Origin of the sequence: Pseudomonas baetica (genome assembly GCF_002813455.1) — a bacterium.
Classification (GTDB): Bacteria; Pseudomonadota; Gammaproteobacteria; order Pseudomonadales; family Pseudomonadaceae; genus Aquipseudomonas; species Aquipseudomonas baetica.
On record NZ_PHHE01000001.1, the window covers coordinates 514,924 to 531,727 of the forward strand.

Consider the following 16,804-nt stretch of genomic DNA (forward strand, 5'->3'; position numbering starts at 1 on the left):
TAATTCATGCGCATTTCCACCGCTCAGTATTACGGAACGCAAGCTTCGGATTATCAGCGTAACTTCAACAAGGCGATCGCCACCGCCAGCGAGGCGAGCAGCCTGCAACGCATCAACACCGCGGCCGACGATCCGGTCGGCGCCGGTCGCTTGCTGCAACTGGGTCAGCAGGCGGCGATGCTGGATCAGTACACCACCAACATCAACAGCACCAAAAGTGCGTTGAACGTGCAGGAATCCACGCTGGATGCCATCACCACCGCGTTGGCGCGCGCCAAGGATCTGTCCCTGGCTGCCAACAACGGCATCGCCACCGACAAGGACCGCCAGGCTTACGCTGCGGAACTGGGGCAGATCCAGCAACAAGTGCTGGGCCTGATGAACTCCAAGGATGCCGATGGCAACTACATGTTCTCCGGTTCGAAAACCGACACCGCGCCGTATTCGCAGAACACCGACGGTACCTTCAGCTACAACGGCGACCAGACCACGATCAACCTGGGCATCGGCGATGGCCTGGCGGTCGGCACCAACACCACCGGTTGGGACGCCTTCCAGCAGACCATCAATACCGCCCGCACCAACGTCACCATGACCGCCCCGGCGGTGGATGACGGTCGCGTCGTACTGTCCAACGGTACTGTTGGCACGGCTGCTACCTATAACTCGAAGTTCACCGGTGGTCAGCCATACACCGTCGCTTTCGTCAGCAGCACCCAGCTGAAAATCACTGATGCCCTGGGCAACGACGTGACGGCTGAAGCCAGCCAGAACGGCCTGATCAGCAACTCCAACGGTGCCAACCAGACCGTCAGCTTCCGTGGCGTCGACATGAAGCTGAACATCAACCTCAAAGCAGGTGATACCAACCCGGACGCAGTCATCGCCGGACACAGCTTCCAGTTGGCAGCCACGCCTGACACCTTCACCACTGCGCGTAGCCCGGGCAATGCGTCGACTGCGGTGATCACCGGATCCAGCATCACCAACCAGTCGGCGTACACCGACGCGTTCCCGCAGGGTGGCGCGGTTCTCAAGTTCACCAGCGCCACGGCGTTCGATCTGTATGCCGCGCCGGTCACTGCTGACAGCAAGCCGGTATCGTCGGGCACCGTCGCAGGTAGCAACGCTACCGCTGCCGGCGTGACCTTCGCATTGGGCAGTGCACCGGTAGCGGGTGATCAGTTTTCGATCAAGCCCAACAATCATCAGACGCAGAACGTCCTCGACACTCTGGGTCAGATGGTCACTGCGCTGAACACGCCGGTCGATGGTGATCCGGTGGCCAAGCAGAAGCTGCAGGGCGCCATGGAGGCCGGCATCGGCAACATCGACGCTGCCGCCAATCAGATCGGCACCGCTGTTACCTCGATCGGTGCCCGTGGTCAGTCGCTGGAAATGCAAACGGTCACCAACCAGAGCCTGAGCATGGCCAATACCACGACCCAAGGCTCGATCCGCGATTCTGATCCAGCTGAAGTGATGACGCGCCTGACCTTGCAACAGACCATGTTGCAGGCTTCGCAACTGGCGTTCAGCAAGATCAGCCAGTTGGGGCTGTTCAACAAGATCTGACGGTAATCGGGCGCGTCAGCGCCCGTTTGCTGCGACGCTTGAATATTTAATGTCTTTTTTTGCGCTATTCAGAGGGCTCGCTGTTCCGGGCGGGTTCCCACCGCTTGCGAGTCCGCCGTGAATTCACTTCCCCTTGTCAGCCTCGTCATTCCCGCTTTCAATCCGCGCTTTTTCGAGCGCGCATTGCACAGCGCCGTCAGTCAGGGCTACGGCAATTTTGAAATCATTGTGTGCGACGACAGTCGTGACAACGCAATCAAAGACATCGTTGATGCGGTCACCGAGCAGACCGGCGTTGCCGTGCGTTATGTGCGCAATCCGCGCACGTTGGGGTTGGTCGGCAACCTGAAAGCCTGTCTGGATCAGGCGCGCGGCGAGTTGATCAAGTTTCTCTGTGACGACGATCTGCTTTATTCGGCCTGCATCGAGCAACAAGCCCACGAGATGCGTCACGCCGAAGTCAGTCTGGTGACGGCGCAGCGGCTGCTCTGGGATGCCAACGACATCATCCTGCCGGCACGTCTGGAAAACACCTCACTGACGCCGGTCAGCGGCATTCTCAAGGGCGACGATGTCCTGAGCATCTTCGAAAAATTCCCGGTCAATGTGCTCGGCGGCTTCAGCAATGCGCTGTTTCGTCGTGCCGACGTCGTCGAGTTACTGCCGGCATTGACCGAGGAGGGCGCCTGCTTCGTCGCGTCCCTGGATTTTGCCTTGTATGTCTGCCTGTTGCGCCGCGGCAATCTGGCGGTGTCCAACAACGTATTGAGTGTCGAGCGACTCTACCCGGAACGGTTGAGCGCACAGCAGCCGATGAAAGATGCGTTAGAGATCGAGCGCGAATGGCTTTCGCAAATGCTCAAGGCCCGCAGCGGCGAGTCGGCTCCTGCTCAGGGGTGGGTGCGCTATGTGCCATTGACCAAGGCCGAGGATTCTCCGCGGGTTTGGGAAGAACTGCCCTTGAGTCGCACACTCGGCTCCAAACAGAGTCGTCAGGAATTGGGCGTCGGTGTCGACAGCTTCAGTTTCGGCGAGCTCTACGCTCAGTGGCTCGAATGCCGGGTGCTTACCGAGGCGCAGCGCAAGTGGTTGCCGGAAACCCTCGCTGGCTGGTCGCACCAACCACGGATCGTGCCGATCATCATTGACGGGCAGGGCAGTCGCGATGGTTTGCAGCGTACTCTGGAGGCGCTCGATGCTCAGGATTACCCGCCGGAACTGATCCTGGTGCTGTCCGTTTCCTGCACCGAGGCGCAGCTCGATGGGCGGGTGTTCCGCATGCCATTGCAGGATGACGGGCTGGAGCAGATCAACGCGTTGCTGCCGCAACTGGAAGGCGCCGACTGGTTCTATCTGTTGCAGCCCGGCGATCGCCTGGTGGCGCCGGCGCTGCTGGTCATGGCCGACCGGATTGCGCATTCTTCGTCGCTGACGTGCATTTACAGCGACGAAGGCAGCTTGCGCAGTGGCGAGTCGGCAGAGCCTGCGTTCAAGCCGGATTTCAACCTTGACCTGATGCGCAGCTACCCCTACGTCGGCCGTGCGCTGGCGTTCCAGCGCGAACGGTTTCTGGCGCTTGGCGGGTTTACCGCGACATTTGCTGAACTGGCGCCCCATGACGTGCTCTGGCGTATGGTCGAAAGTGACGGCTTGCAGGTTGTCGGGCACATCGACGAAGTGCTGCTGGAGTCGAAGTTCGATCTGTCGCAATGGCTCACCGAGCCTGGCGTGGTAGCGCAAAGTCCACGGCTGCTTGAAGCGCATTTGCAGCGCCTCGGGATAGATCACAGTATCCGTCGCGGCAGCCGTGATCTGCTCAATCGTGTCGACTATCACCATGCTCGGCGTCCGTTGGTGTCGGTGATCATTGTCACTCAGGACCAGACGGCCGCAGTGCAGCGCTGTGTCGAGACACTGCTGGAAAAAACCGCCTACACCGAATACGAATTGCTGCTGGTCGATAACGGCAGTGAAAGCGCCGAAGCGCTTGCCTGGCTGGACGGCATGGCGCAACTGGGCGGCGAGCGGATTCGCGTCGCCCGCTACCCGCAAAAAGGCAATGCGGCAGCCGTGCACAACTTTGCCGTGGCGCAAGCACGCGGCGAGTACGTGTTGGTGCTCAATGCGTTTGCGGTGATCACCGAGGGCGATTGGCTCGACGAACTGCTCAACCACGCACAGCGCGCGGAAGTCGGGGTGGTCGGCGCCAAACTGTTCAACCCGGACGGCGCTGTGCTGCACGCCGGCCTGATTCTTGGCTTGAACGGGGCGGTCGGCCTGCCGTTTTATGGCCAGCCGATGCAGTCGGAAGGGTACATGCACCGCTTGCAGGCCGTGCACGATCTGAGTGCCGTTGGCGGCGATTGCCTGATCATTCGCAAGTCGGTGTTCGAAGCGGTTGGCGGCCTCGATGAGCAAGTGTTCAAGCAAGTGTTCAAGCAAGCGCTCAATGTCGCCGATCTTTGCCTGCGCATCGGCCGCGAAGGTTATCTGGTGGTGCTCAATCCCCATGCCGTGGTGGCGGTCGGTGCACGGCCAAGTATTGCCGCCACAACTGATGAGGAAGCGCTGCTCGCCGAGGAAAAAGACACGTTTCACCAGCGCTGGCTGCCGCTGATTGCGCGTGACCCGGCCTACAACATCAACCTGACGTTACAGGGCGTCGGTGCCACCAACTTCAGTCTTGAGCCGGGCATGCGCACCGGCTGGAGTGCGTTTTCCAAGGCGCAGTTGCCTAATCTGCTCGTGGTGCCGATCAACGCCTCTGCCATTGGCCATTACCGCATGAGCCAGCCGATGATCGAACTGCAAGCGGCCAACAGGGCGCAAGGACGTATTTGCTACGGCTTGCCGTCGATCATCGATATCGAGCGTCAGGCGCCCGACGTGATCGTTCTGCAAGGGCGCTACTCGGAACACGCCATCGATGAAATTCCACCGCTGAAGAAATTCTTCAATGCGCGGCGGATCTTCGAGCTCGATGACTATGTCATCGACGTGCCCCACCGTAATGCACATATCCGCAACATGCCGAGCAAGCAGGACATGGAGCGCATGGTGCGGCGTGCGATCGGTCTGTGTGATCGCGTGGTCGTGTCGACTCAGCCACTGGCCAACGTGCTGTCGGACATGCACCACGACATTCGTGTGGTACCGAACATGCTGGCCCAGGACTTGTGGGGCAACCTGCACAGCCAGCGCCGTACTTCGAAAAAACCGCGGGTCGGCTGGGGCGGCGGCACCAGTCACCACGGTGATCTGGCGGTAATCGCCGACGTGGTTCGCGAACTGGCCAACGAAGTCGAGTGGGTGTTCTTCGGCATGTGCCCGGACGATCTGCTTCCGTATATGCATGAGTTCCACGGCGTGATCGGCCTGGACGTGTACCCGGCAAAACTGGCCAGTCTCAACCTGGACCTGGCCCTGGCGCCACTGGAATTTCACGTCTTCAACGACTGCAAGAGCAACCTGCGCCTGCTCGAATACGGCGCTTGCGGCTACCCGGTAATCTGCACCGACACTGAGGCCTATCGCGGTTACTTGCCGTGCACGCGGATCAAGACCAACACCACGGACGAGTGGCTGCAAGCAATCCGCATGCACCTGGCCGACCCGGATGCCAGCTACCGCCAGGGTGACGAATTACGTGAAGTGGTACTGCGCGATTACGTGTTGCGTGGCGACAACCTGCGGTACTGGGAATATGGCTGGCTGGCGGATTGATCTGTAAAGCCACACTGAAAAGGCGACCTGAGAGGGTCGCCTTTTTTGTCGCTGAATGCAGCGATTCCCCTCCCTTCATGCTCAATACGAACCTGGGCCTCAAGGTTTGGAATTTTGTGGTCGATACCTTTCTATTCGTTCGTCTGCCGGTCAGCGATTGCATCGTCGTCTGACATCTCCCGTGCAGGGCGAATCCGGTTCAACAACAACGCAAGGAAGAAGCCAATGGCAGTGATAAATGGAACGGGTGAAGCGGATGTCCTGGTGGGCACTGATGGCGATGACCAACTCTATGGACTGCAAGGGAATGATGTTTTGCAGGGCGGTGCTGGCAACGACTGGCTGTGGGGCGGTGCGGGTGCCGACCAGTTCGTCGGTGGCGATGGCTTCGATACGGTCAGCTACAGCGACAGCCTTGAGGGCGTACGAGTCGAAGACTTCACCAACCATGACGGGCTGACCATTGCCTATGGCGACACGTTCACCAGCATTGAAGCGATTCAAGGCTCGGGCTTCGATGATGTGATTTATCGCCATCAAGGCTCGATGGTCATCGATGGCGCCGACGGTTATGACACTGTGAGTTATCGCTACGCTTTCGATTCGGCCAACGTCGTGATTGGCGGTGGCGCCAGCGCTACCGGCGATACGCTGCTCAATGTGGAAAAGGTCATCGGCTCCAGCGGTGCTGACCACTTCACCGTGAACGCCAGTGGCGTGACCGTCGCCGGCGGGCGCGGTGACGATGTGTATGTGATCAACAGCACGGGTGTAACGATCGAGGATGACGACGGTTTCATGGGCGGTACCGATCACGTGTACACCAGCCTCTCTGAATTGAGGCTGAGTGCGTTCGTGGAAAACCTGACCTATACCGGCAGTGCTGACTTTGTCGGTTATGGCAATGACGAGAACAACACCATCGTCTCGGGTGCCGGCAATGATGTGTTGTACGGCGGAGCGGGTGCCGACAACTTTGAGGGCGGTGCCGGTACCGACATCGTCAGCTACGACGACAGTACTGAAGGTTTGAGTGCTTCGCTGAATTGGGGCGTGCAGAGTGGGATTGCGTTTCACGATGTCTACATCGATATCGAAGGTCTGCGCGGCAGCCAGTTCAACGATGTGCTTGAAGGCAACTCGGACCACAACCTTCTGGAAGGTGGGGCGGGCGACGACCGGATTCACGGTGGCGATGGCAACGATTACATCTACGGCGGTCTGGCGTCCGGTCTCGACACCGCCGGGCAGTCGGACACGTTGTTCGGGGGCGCGGGTGACGATGTCATCGTCGGTGCGCGCGACGGTCTGTTTACCTGGGTCAGCGGTGGAGAGGGCAATGATGTACTCACGGGCGCGGGCAGCCATTACACACTGTTCGGCGACCAGGGCAACGATGTGCTGATCCTCAACCTCGCCGGCCAGTCGAATGCTGGTGGCGCTGCGTATGGTGGACAGGGCGATGACACCTATGTGGTGAACACCACCGGTCTGGTAACGATTCAGGACGAGGGGCTGGACATTAACGACACCCTGATCCTCAACACCATTGCCAATGCCAGCCAATTGAACGTCACGCGTATTGGCGATGATGCTTACCTGCATAACGCCAATGACGGCAGCGTCGGTGTGCCGGACAACGGTGTGAAACTGGCGGGGTGGTATGCGGGGTTCAATACCATTGAGCACATTCAGACGGCGGATGGTCAGGCGTTTGAGTTGCCAGGCAGTGGTGATGCGTTTGCTCTGTTTGGCTGATTGCTTGGCCTGTTGATATCGGGCAATGAAAGGGGTGGGTTCGCTGGCGGACTCATCCCTTTTTTTTGGGTTTTGTCCCGTCCTGAATAAGGTTTACACCTTCTGACCCATTCTCAGGAGGGAGTAATGAATACGGGAGAAAGGCGCAGTCAGCGTGATTACACGCTGACCTTTAAATTGTCGGTCGTCGATCAAGTCGAAAAAGGTGAGCTGAGTTATAAAGAGGCTCAAGAGCGTTATGGCATTCAGGGTAAAACGACCGTACTGAACTGGTTACGCAGGCATGGTCGGCAGGACTGGAGTCAAGGCGCGTCCATTCGCTCCAAGAGACCCCGTTCCATGGATAAGCCCGATAAACCGCTGACACCCGAACAGCGAATCAAAGAGCTTGAAGAAAAGCTTGCCCAAGCCAACCAGAAAGCTCAGTTTTTCGAAGCCGTCGTTGATGTTTTGAAGAACGACTTCGGTGTTTCTGTCGTAAAAAAGCGATCCGGCAAGTCCTCTCCCAAGAGCAGATCCAAGGCCTGAGCATTAGTCGGGCTTGCCAATTCATGGGGATTTCCCGTCAGGCTTATTACAAGCGCAACCGGGCGTGTGATGCCCGGGCCCGTCATGCTCAGGAAGTGATGGGATTCGTGAGGGAAAAGCGACTCAGGCAACCGCGCCTTGGCACCCGAAAACTTCACAATCTAATGCGCACTGAGCCAGAAATGTCCGTAAAGGTTGGTCGAGACCGTTTATTCAATATCTTGCGAGATCGGCGCGAACTGGTTCCTCGCAGGCGGGCCTATCACAAAACAACAGACAGTCATCATCGCTTTCGCCGGCATCCAAACCTGCTCAAAGATGGGCCGATTCAGGTAGTCGCCAAGGCACCAGAGCAAGTATGGGTTGCGGACATCACCTACTTACCAACGCAAACGGGTGTGGCTTATCTGAGTTTGATCACCGATGCGTACTCTCGAAAAATCGTGGGTCACCATGTCCATGAAAGCTTGCACACCGAATCGGTGATCCAGGCGTTCAACAAAGCCCTGAAGCAGCGGACAACGGAACAACACTTGGTGCACCACTCGGACAGAGGCGTTCAATACTGCTCCGAGCTTTATCAGCGGCTGCATGCCAAGTACGGCATCACCTGCTCAATGACCGATGGCTACGACTGCTACCAAAATGCATTGGCTGAGCGTGTGAATGGAATTTTGAAAAACGAGTTAATGCTGCATCGGCCCAAAGATTTTGCAGATGCCATCCGGATGGTGGACGAGTCGGTGCAGATCTATAGCAACGAGCGGCCTCATCTGTCGCTGAAATACAAAACGCCCGATGCGGTGCATCGGGCGTTTTGAGGTTGAAACAGGTGTAAACCTATTTCAGGACTAGACATTTTTTTGGTTCTTCACGGATTACCGGGAAAGACGCTCTTGATTTTCATGAAAAAGAATTCGCTATCCCGGTAACCGTACGCCATCCGTTTGATAACCTTTATTCGATTGTTTATGCCTTCCAACTGCCCCGTGTGCATCGGCCAGCGAACCCGGCTGACGATTCCCCGCCAGTAACCCTTTAGCCGTTTGGCGAACAGGATCAGAGCCGGTATCGCGCTTTCATCAGCGTGGCGCAGCCATTGCTTCCAGGCTGATCTCCAGCCCCAGGCGGTACTTGGCGTCCAGAGCGTTTTGAGTTCAGCTTTCATCAAGTAGACCGTCATCAACGCTTGGTTGGCCGCCAGCAAATCCTCCAAGCGGACCTGTTGCTCCGGTGTTTTCAGGTTCTGCGGGTTGCGCAGGAGCAGCCAACGCGCTTGCTTGATGACCTTTCGGGCCGGCTTGTCGTGACGCAGTCGATTGGCTTCGTCGACGCGAACCCGATCAATCACCTCTCGGCCATATTTGGCCACCACATGGAAAAGATCGTAGACCACTCGCGCTTTTGGGCAGTGCTGACGAACCTCCAGATCAAAAGCGGTGTTCATGTCCATTGCCACCGCTTCGATTCGGGCGCACCCCTCTGGCCCCAGCTCTTCGAAAAATGGCCTGACCGCCGCCCGGCTGCGGCCTTCGCCGATCCACAGCACCCGTCGCGTATCCGCGTCCAGAACAACGCTGGCATAACGATGACCTTTGAATAATGCGAACTCGTCCATCACCAAGCGTCGCGGTTGCGCCTTTGGCAAAACGCTCAATGCTGCTTGCAAGGCTCGACGCTCCAGCACCCGAACGGTCTCCCAATGCAGCCCAAACATCTGCGCTACGTGCAACGTGGGAAGGCGTTCACAGGCTTGAATGACCGCCTCTGCCAGACGCCGTGTCATACGGGCATAGCGATCCAGCCAACTGACGGCCTCCATGCGTTTGCCACAGTCGCGGCAACCAACGCGTCGGAGCAAAACGCTCAGGCGTACTGCGCGACCGAGAATGGGTAAATCACGAATGACTCGCTGGCAATACTCATGCGTGGTTGAACAGGGTTTTTGGCACCCACCACAGGAAGGGAATCGGGTGGCGTGGGGTGTCAGATCGATCTGGAGGGCATCACCATCAGGCTTGATCGTGACGACAGAAAAGCCCTCCCAAAAAGGAAGGAAAGTATTAATATCGTGCATAAGAACGCCGGTTTGTTAGATGTGTTTGCTCGCACGAACATCATCAATCAAATCGGCGTTCTTGTTTCTGTGTTTCCCGGGATTCCGTGAAGAACCATTTTTTTGGGGGGGATATTCGGTTTTTGGGGTGTGGCGGCTGGCGGTTTCGCCCTGACGGTCGACTTCCTTTGGCAAACGCCCCAAAGGAAGCAAAGGTCTTTACCCTGACGTTCGGCCCCTCGCTGGGGCTCGGGGTTCCTTCGCTCCGGGATTGATCCGGGCGCATCGCCTCCGGTTTGCTTCGCTGCACCTCCTCTCGATGTGCTTGGCTTCGCCAAGCGGTCGCTGCGCTCCCACCCCCGGATCAATCCCTCCACTCAGCCTGCCGACGGGCCTTTCAAGGTCAAAAGCTGCACTCGAGCTAACGCTCATTGTGTTGAGTGGTGAAGATCAAGAGCGGTACTCGAGCTGGCGCTCATTGTGTTGGTTGGTGAAGATCAAAAGCGGTACTCGAGCTAACGCTCATTGTGTTGGGTGGGGCGGCTTCGCCGCTTGGGTCTTACACAGCTCTGAACGGTAGGAGCCAGCCTGCTGGCGATGGCGGCCTGACAGTCGATCAGGTTCTGTCAGGCTGTCGCGATCCAACTGTGGGAGAGCTGCAACTAAACTAACGCTCATCCTGTTGAGTGGTGGGGGCAGGGGTTATGGAGCTGGCGCGTTTCCTGCAAGTCCACCGCAAATCGCCATAAAACGAGCGCTCGCGGTCATCCCGCCGGCGCCCGCTGCGGCAAAAGGTTTAGCCAGAAGGCCTGCACAGCTCAAGCAAGCTGCACGCAGCCCGGTGACGAACGAGAGGGGAGACGATGAAGGCAGTTATTTTGGCGGGTGGCCTCGGCACGCGCATCAGTGAAGAGTCGCACCTCAAGCCCAAGCCAATGATCGAGATCGGCGGCAAGCCAATTCTCTGGCACATCATGAAGCAGTATTCCGCTCACGGAATTCACGACTTCGTGATTTGCCTGGGCTACAAGGGGTACGCGATCAAGGACTTCTTCGCCAACTACTTCCTGCATACCTCTGACGTCACCTTCAACATGCGCGAAAACCGCATGGACGTGCATCAGAACTACAGCGAGCCTTGGAGCGTCACGCTCATCGACACCGGCGAGGAAACCATGACCGGTGGCCGTCTTCTGCGCGCTGCCCGTTACCTCCAGGACGAAGAAGCGTTTTGCTTCACTTATGGCGACGGCGTTTCTGACATAAACATCGCTCAACTGGTGGATTACCACAAAGCTCACGGCCGCCTCGCGACCGTCACCGCCGTGCAACCGCCGGGTCGTTACGGGGCCCTTGAGCGCCAAGGCGATCAGGTGCTTGGTTTCACCGAAAAACCACGTGGCGACGGTGGCTGGATCAACGGCGGTTTCTTTGTGCTCTCGCCCAAAGTGCTGACGTATATCACCGATGACGCCACCACTTGGGAAGCCGAGCCGCTGGCGCGTCTGGCGCAGGACGAACAACTGAAAGCTTTCGAGCACGAAGGCTTCTGGCACCCGATGGACACCCTGCGTGACAAGAACCATCTCGAAGCGCTGTGGATGAGCGGGGAGGCCCCATGGAAGCAATGGGCCTGAGTGCGGATTTCTGGCGTGGCAAGCGTGTGCTGGTCACCGGTCATACGGGTTTCAAGGGCAGTTGGCTGACCCTGTGGCTGCAAAGCCTCGGCGCGCAAGTCAGCGGTTTTTCCCTCGATCCGTCGACCGAACCGAGCCTGTTCGAACTGGCGCGAGTCCATGAAGGCATCAACGATCAGCGTGGCGATCTGCGTGATCTCGGCGCCTTGCTGGAAATCATCGCCGACACCGAGCCGGAAATCGTCCTGCATCTGGCGGCCCAGCCGCTGGTGCGTGAAGGCTATCGCGATCCGCTCGGTACGTATTCCAGCAACGTGATGGGCACGCTGAATCTGCTTGAAGCGATTCGTCAGGTCGGTTGCGTGCGCGCCTGCGTGCTGGTGACCACCGACAAGGTCTACGCCAACAAGGAATGGCTGTGGCCGTACCGTGAAGACGAAGCCCTCGGTGGTCACGATCCGTACAGCAGCAGCAAGGCTTGCTGTGAACTGTTGGCGCAGTCTTACGCCGCGTCGTTTTTCCCGGCGGACAAGTACGCTGAACACGGCCTGGCCCTGGCCACGGCGCGTGCCGGCAACGTTTTGGGCGGCGGTGATTTTGCGCCTGAGCGCTTGATTCCCGACGTGCTGAAAGCCTGGACTGCGGACGAGCCGGTAACCCTGCGTTACCCGCAAGCCGTGCGCCCGTGGCAGCACGCGCTGGAGCCGCTGGCCGGTTATCTGCAACTGGCTGCCGGCCTCTACGAACAAGGCCCGCAATACGCCGGTGCGTGGAACTTCGGGCCGGGCGAGGCCGACATGTGCAGCGTCGGCGAAGTGGTCGAGCTGCTCGCCAGTCGCTGGCCACAGGCGCGCGGTTTGCGCATCGAAAAAAGCGAACTGCACGAGGCGGGTCTGTTGCGCCTCGACAGTAGCCGCGCCCGTCAGGTACTCGGCTGGCAGCCGCGCTGGACCTTGCAGCAGTGCCTGACCCAGACCCTCGACTGGCATCTGGCGTGGCAGAACGGCGATGACATGCGCCGTGTGACCCTCGGCCAATTGAACCTGTACCGAGGCGCGCTGTGAGCGAGTTTTCCCTGAAAGCATTGCCGCTGGCCGGACTGTTCAGCGTCCAGCACAAGCGTTTCGAAGATCAGCGCGGGCACTTCGCCCGGCTGTTCTGTGAAGGCAGTCTGAGTGCGTTCGGCAGCGAATTTCATATCCGTCAGATCAACCATTCCTGCACCCGCGAGAAGGGCAGCGTGCGCGGTCTGCATTATCAAAACGCGAATGCGCCGGAAGCCAAACTGATCACCTGCCTGCGCGGTGAGGTGTGGGACGTGGCGGTCGATCTGCGTCCGGACTCCGCGACCTTCTTGCAATGGCACGCCGAGCATCTCAAGGCCGGCGACGGTCGCAGTCTGTTGATCCCGGCCGGGTTCGCCCACGGTTTCCAGACGCTGACCGAAGACGCCGAATTGCTTTACCTGCACAGCGCCGATTACGCGCCAGAGCACGAGGGCGGTCTGTCGGTGAACGATCCACGGCTGGCGATTGCCTGGCCGTTGCCTGTCAATAATTTGTCAGCGCGCGATTCCAGCCATTCCGCGCTTGATCAACACTTTGCTGGAGTGCGTCTATGAACTGCCGTGGGTGCGCCGCACCGCTGAGCCTGCCGCTGATCGACCTCGGCACCTCGCCACCGTCCAATGCCTACGTGCACGCCGATCGACTGGAGCAGGCCGAACAATGGGTGCCGCTGAAAGTCGCCGTGTGCCAGCAATGCTGGTTGGTGCAGACCGAGGATTACACTCGCGCCGACAGCTTGTTCGACGCTGAATACGCCTACTTCAGTTCGTTTTCCAGCACCTGGCTGGCGCATGCCGAGCGCTATGTCGCCGAGATGGTCGAGCGTTTTGGCCTGACGGCTGACAGCCGCGTGGTCGAAGTTGCCGCCAACGACGGTTACCTGCTGCAGTACGTCGCCGGTCGCGGCATTCCGTGCCTGGGCGTCGAGCCGACCCGCAGCACCGCGCAAGCGGCGCGGGAAAAAGGTCTGGAAATTCGTGAACTGTTCTTCGGTCGCGACACCGCTGCGCAGCTGAAAAGCGAAGGCTGGGGCGCTGACCTGATGGCCGCCAACAATGTGCTCGCGCATGTGCCGGACATCAACGATTTCCTGGGTGGTTTCGCAGCACTGCTCAAGCCTGCCGGTGTGGCCACGTTCGAATTTCCGCAACTGCTGACGCTGATGGCCGGCGCGCAGTTCGACACGCTGTATCACGAGCACTATTCCTATCTGTCGCTGACTGCCGTGCAGATCCTGTGCGAGCGCAACGGTCTGGAAGTCTTCGACGTCAGCCAGTTGAGCACTCACGGCGGATCGCTGCGCGTGTTCGTCCAGCGCAAGGACGGTGAGCGGCGCGCAGTTCAATCTTCGGTGCAGCAACAGTTGCAGGCCGAACTCGATGCCGGGGTTAAAACCGCCGAGTACTACGCGACCCTCGCGCCTGCCGCCGAACGCATCAAGCACGATCTGCTGCGCTTCCTGTTGCAGGCCAAGGCTGACGGCAAACGCGTGGTCGGCTACGGCGCCGCCGCGAAGGGCAACACCTTGCTCAACTTCGCCGGGGTCAAACCCGACTTGCTGGCGTGGGTGGCTGATGCCAACCCGCACAAGCAAGGCAAGTTTCTGCCGGGCAGCCGCATCCCGATTGTCGCGCCGGCGCAGATCGATATCGAGAAACCGGACTATGTGCTGGTGCTGCCGTGGAACCTGCTGCACGAAGTCAGTCAGCAACTGGCGCAAGTGCGTCAGTGGGACGGCCGCTTCGTGATCGCCGTGCCTGAGTTGAACGTGCTGTGAAAGTCCTCGTAACCGGCGCTACGGGCTTCGTCGGTCGGCATCTGGTCGGCGCATTGCTGGCACGCGGCTGCGCCGTTCGTGCGGTGGCGCGTAACGCAGAAACCGCGCAAGGCATGCCGTGGATCAACGACGTCGAGTTCATCGCAGCGGATATTCACGCGCACGATCTGGATGCTGTCGCGTTGACTGAGGGTGTCGATGCGCTGGCGCATCTGGCTTGGCCGGGCTTGCCGAACTATCGGGCGCTGTTCCATTTCGAACACAACCTGATGGCCGACTATCGCTTTATCAAAGGCGCGGTCGAGGCGGGCGTGAAGCAAGTTCTGGTGACCGGCACCTGCTTCGAGTACGGCATGCAAAGCGGCCCGCTCAGTGAACAGACTAAACCACAGCCGAGTAATCCATACGGCCTGGCCAAACACACCTTGCAGCTGTTTTTGCAAAACTTGCAGCAGGAGCATCCGTTCACGTTGCAGTGGGCGCGGTTGTTCTATCTGCATGGCGAAGGGCAGAACCCCAACAGCCTGTTGGCGGCGCTGGACCGGGCGATCGATACCGGTGACGCGGTGTTCAACATGTCGGCGGGTGAGCAGTTGCGCGACTTTTTGCCGATCAACACCGCAGCCGATTACCTCGCGACGATCCTGCATCAACGCGACTTTGACGGCGTGATCAATTGCGCCAGCGGCCAACCGGTATCGGTGCGCGCGCTGGTCGAACAACGCCTGCGTGAACGCGGCAAGTTCATCGAATTGAACCTCGGCCACTACCCATACCCGACCCACGAACCGCTGGCGTTCTGGGCGGTGACCGAGCGTTTGCAACAGTTATTGGGAGAGCCGCAATGAGGCACGAGTTGTATCGGGTCACCGACCTGCCGGTCCTGCAAAACCGCACTTTTGCCGATGCCGAATCGGCGCAAGCCTCGGCCAGCGCCGACATGTTGCTGGTGCAGGACGAGCGTAGCGGTTTGATCTTCAACGCCGCGTTCGACGCCGACAAGCTCAGCTACGACGCCGACTATCAGAACGAGCAGGCGCATTCCGGCCAGTTCCAGAAACACCTGAGCGACGTTGAAGGGATCATCGCCAAGCACTTCAAAGGCCAGGAGCTGATCGAAGTCGGCTGCGGCAAGGGCTATTTCCTGGAGTTGCTCAAAGGCCTCGGCTACTCGATTACCGGCATTGATCCGGCTTACGAGGGCGAGAATGCCGACGTGATCAAGGCACCGTTCACTCGCGGGCTTGGCCTGGCGGCGGACGCCATCGTGCTGCGCCACGTGCTGGAGCACATCGAGGACCCGGTGAGCTTCCTCTCGGTGATTGCCGAAGCCAATCAGGGCGGGCAGATCTACATCGAAGTGCCGTGCCTGGACTGGATCCTTGAGCACAAGGCCTGGTTCGACCTGTTCTACGAGCACGTCAATTATTTCCGCCTCGATGACCTGCGCCGCATGTTCGGCACGGTGCACGAGGCTGGCCATCTGTTCGGTGGCCAATACCTGTACATCGTCGCCGACCTTGCGACGTTGCGCCTGACGCCGGAGCAACCGGTGCCACGCCTGACGCTGCCTGAAGGTTTCACCGCCAGCCTCGACCGCGCGGTGCAGATCATTCAGGCCGCGCCCGAGCAAGGTTCGGCCATCTGGGGCGCGTCCTCCAAAGGCGTTATCTATTCGCTGTTCCTGCAACGCGCCGGCGTGGCGGTGGATCGCGTGGTGGATATCAACCCGGCCAAGCAAGGGCGTTATCTGCCGTTGAGCGGTGCCCGGGTGTCCTCGCCGCAAGAGGCCATGGATGCGTTGCCCGAAGGCGCCAACCTGTTTGTGATGAACTCCAATTACCTCGAAGAAATCAAGCGGATGACCGGTGGACGCTACGTCTATCACGCCGTCGATAGCGCTTCGTTCCAGTGACCATTGAGACTTTGAACATGACCGACAACAGCATCAACCAAGCCTTTGAAGCCGAATGCCGCGAGCAGATCGCCCAGCAGGGTGACGATCAGAAACTCACCGGCCTGGCCCGTGATTTCTTCAACGAATCGGCCAAACACAAGTACAGCTACCACTTCTCGTGGATGGGCCGTCCGATCATTCAGCTGCCGCAAGACATGATGGCGATGCAGGAGATCATCTGGCAGGTCAAGCCCGATCTGGTCATCGAGTGCGGCATCGCCCACGGCGGTTCGATCATCTACTACGCCTCGTTGCTGGAGCTGCAAGGCCACGGCGAAGTGCTGGGTATCGACCTCGATATTCGCCCGCACAACCGTGAAGCGATCGAAAGCCACCCGATGGCCAAGCGCATCAAGATGATCGAAGGTTCGAGCATCGATGCGGGCATTGCTGCTCAGGTGCAAGCCTTAGCCAAGGGCAAGAAAGTCATCCTGGTGCTCGACTCCAACCATACCCACGATCACGTCCTCGAAGAGCTGCGTCTGTACGCACCGCTGGTGTCAGTCGACAGCTACTGCGTGGTCATGGACACCGTGGTTGAAGACATGCCGGCCGACTTCTTCCCGGATCGCCCGTGGGGCCCGGGCGATAACCCGAAAACCGCAGTGTGGAAGTACCTGGAAGAGAACAAGGATTTCGAGATCGACCAGCAGCTGCAAAACAAGCTGCTGATCACCGTGGCGCCGGACGGCTATCTGCGTCGCGTTCGTTAATACGCAACATCAC

Annotated in this window: 13 protein-coding genes; 12 read left to right on the top strand and 1 reads right to left on the bottom strand. The window is 59.2% G+C overall.

The window, feature by feature from the left end:
• Positions 1-6: 6 nt before the first annotated feature.
• The 4 genes from ATI02_RS02290 to ATI02_RS02305 all read left to right on the top strand — a co-directional run bounded on the left by ATI02_RS02290 (position 7) and on the right by ATI02_RS02305 (position 8,405).
• Positions 7-1,575, top strand: coding sequence for a flagellar hook-associated protein 3 (locus tag ATI02_RS02290; RefSeq protein WP_100845329.1), 1,569 nt, complete (start codon positions 7-9; stop codon positions 1,573-1,575).
• 117 nt (positions 1,576-1,692) lie between these two features.
• Positions 1,693-5,298, top strand: a complete 3,606-nt coding sequence (locus ATI02_RS02295) for a glycosyltransferase (protein ID WP_100845330.1) — start codon at positions 1,693-1,695, stop codon at positions 5,296-5,298.
• Between the two features lie 225 nt (positions 5,299-5,523).
• Complete coding sequence (locus ATI02_RS33060) at positions 5,524-7,056, top strand: calcium-binding protein (RefSeq protein WP_157815121.1); 1,533 nt, start codon at positions 5,524-5,526, stop codon at positions 7,054-7,056.
• 126 nt (positions 7,057-7,182) lie between these two features.
• A protein-coding gene (locus tag ATI02_RS02305; protein ID WP_157815122.1) for an IS3 family transposase occupies positions 7,183-8,405 on the top strand; the annotation gives its coding sequence in 2 pieces (ribosomal slippage) (positions 7,183-7,534 and positions 7,534-8,405; 1,224 coding nt in all).
• A gap of 50 nt (positions 8,406-8,455) precedes the next feature.
• Here the strand turns inward: ATI02_RS02305 and ATI02_RS02310 are convergent.
• Positions 8,456-9,607 carry an ISL3 family transposase gene (locus ATI02_RS02310; RefSeq protein ID WP_238156162.1) on the bottom strand — a complete coding sequence of 384 codons (1,152 nt, stop codon included), beginning with the start codon at positions 9,605-9,607 and terminating at the stop codon, positions 8,456-8,458.
• Here ATI02_RS02310 and ATI02_RS32545 point away from each other — a divergent pair.
• The 8 genes from ATI02_RS32545 to ATI02_RS02350 all read left to right on the top strand — a co-directional run bounded on the left by ATI02_RS32545 (position 9,530) and on the right by ATI02_RS02350 (position 16,791).
• Positions 9,530-9,751, top strand: coding sequence for a hypothetical protein (locus tag ATI02_RS32545; RefSeq protein ID WP_238156214.1), 222 nt, complete (start codon positions 9,530-9,532; stop codon positions 9,749-9,751). The two genes, ATI02_RS02310 and ATI02_RS32545, sit on opposite strands and share 78 nt — an antisense overlap.
• Positions 9,752-10,503: 752 nt before the next feature.
• A complete protein-coding gene (rfbF, locus tag ATI02_RS02320) occupies positions 10,504-11,277 on the top strand; it encodes a glucose-1-phosphate cytidylyltransferase (RefSeq protein WP_095191164.1) in 774 nt (257 codons plus the stop codon).
• A complete protein-coding gene (rfbG, locus tag ATI02_RS02325) occupies positions 11,259-12,341 on the top strand; it encodes a CDP-glucose 4,6-dehydratase (protein ID WP_095191163.1) in 1,083 nt (360 codons plus the stop codon). Before rfbF ends, rfbG begins: the two co-directional genes overlap by 19 nt.
• Positions 12,338-12,898 (top strand): dTDP-4-dehydrorhamnose 3,5-epimerase family protein, encoded by a 561-nt coding sequence (locus tag ATI02_RS02330; protein ID WP_095191162.1) that lies wholly within the window; start codon positions 12,338-12,340, stop codon positions 12,896-12,898. Before rfbG ends, ATI02_RS02330 begins: the two co-directional genes overlap by 4 nt.
• Positions 12,895-14,121, top strand: a complete 1,227-nt coding sequence (locus ATI02_RS02335) for a class I SAM-dependent methyltransferase (RefSeq protein ID WP_100845332.1) — start codon at positions 12,895-12,897, stop codon at positions 14,119-14,121. The genes ATI02_RS02330 and ATI02_RS02335 overlap by 4 nt, the downstream gene beginning before the upstream one ends.
• A complete protein-coding gene (locus ATI02_RS02340) occupies positions 14,118-14,969 on the top strand; it encodes an NAD-dependent epimerase/dehydratase family protein (protein ID WP_100845333.1) in 852 nt (283 codons plus the stop codon). Before ATI02_RS02335 ends, ATI02_RS02340 begins: the two co-directional genes overlap by 4 nt.
• Positions 14,966-16,036, top strand: a complete 1,071-nt coding sequence (locus tag ATI02_RS02345) for a class I SAM-dependent methyltransferase (protein ID WP_095191159.1) — start codon at positions 14,966-14,968, stop codon at positions 16,034-16,036. Before ATI02_RS02340 ends, ATI02_RS02345 begins: the two co-directional genes overlap by 4 nt.
• 17 nt (positions 16,037-16,053) lie before the next feature.
• Complete coding sequence (locus ATI02_RS02350) at positions 16,054-16,791, top strand: cephalosporin hydroxylase family protein (RefSeq protein WP_095191158.1); 738 nt, start codon at positions 16,054-16,056, stop codon at positions 16,789-16,791.
• Positions 16,792-16,804 lie beyond the last annotated feature (13 nt).

What these genes read in the sequence shown, in the direction of transcription:
- ATI02_RS02290 (WP_100845329.1), top strand. Translation starts at nt 7, where the DNA reads ATGCGCATTTCCACCGCTCAGTATTACGGAACGCAAGCTTCGGATTAT.
- ATI02_RS33060 (WP_157815121.1), top strand. Translation starts at nt 5,524, where the DNA reads ATGGCAGTGATAAATGGAACGGGTGAAGCGGATGTCCTGGTGGGCACT.
- rfbF (WP_095191164.1), top strand. Translation starts at nt 10,504, where the DNA reads ATGAAGGCAGTTATTTTGGCGGGTGGCCTCGGCACGCGCATCAGTGAA.
- rfbG (WP_095191163.1), top strand. Translation starts at nt 11,259, where the DNA reads ATGGAAGCAATGGGCCTGAGTGCGGATTTCTGGCGTGGCAAGCGTGTG.
- ATI02_RS02335 (WP_100845332.1), top strand. Translation starts at nt 12,895, where the DNA reads ATGAACTGCCGTGGGTGCGCCGCACCGCTGAGCCTGCCGCTGATCGAC.
- ATI02_RS02345 (WP_095191159.1), top strand. Translation starts at nt 14,966, where the DNA reads ATGAGGCACGAGTTGTATCGGGTCACCGACCTGCCGGTCCTGCAAAAC.
- ATI02_RS02350 (WP_095191158.1), top strand. Translation starts at nt 16,054, where the DNA reads ATGACCGACAACAGCATCAACCAAGCCTTTGAAGCCGAATGCCGCGAG.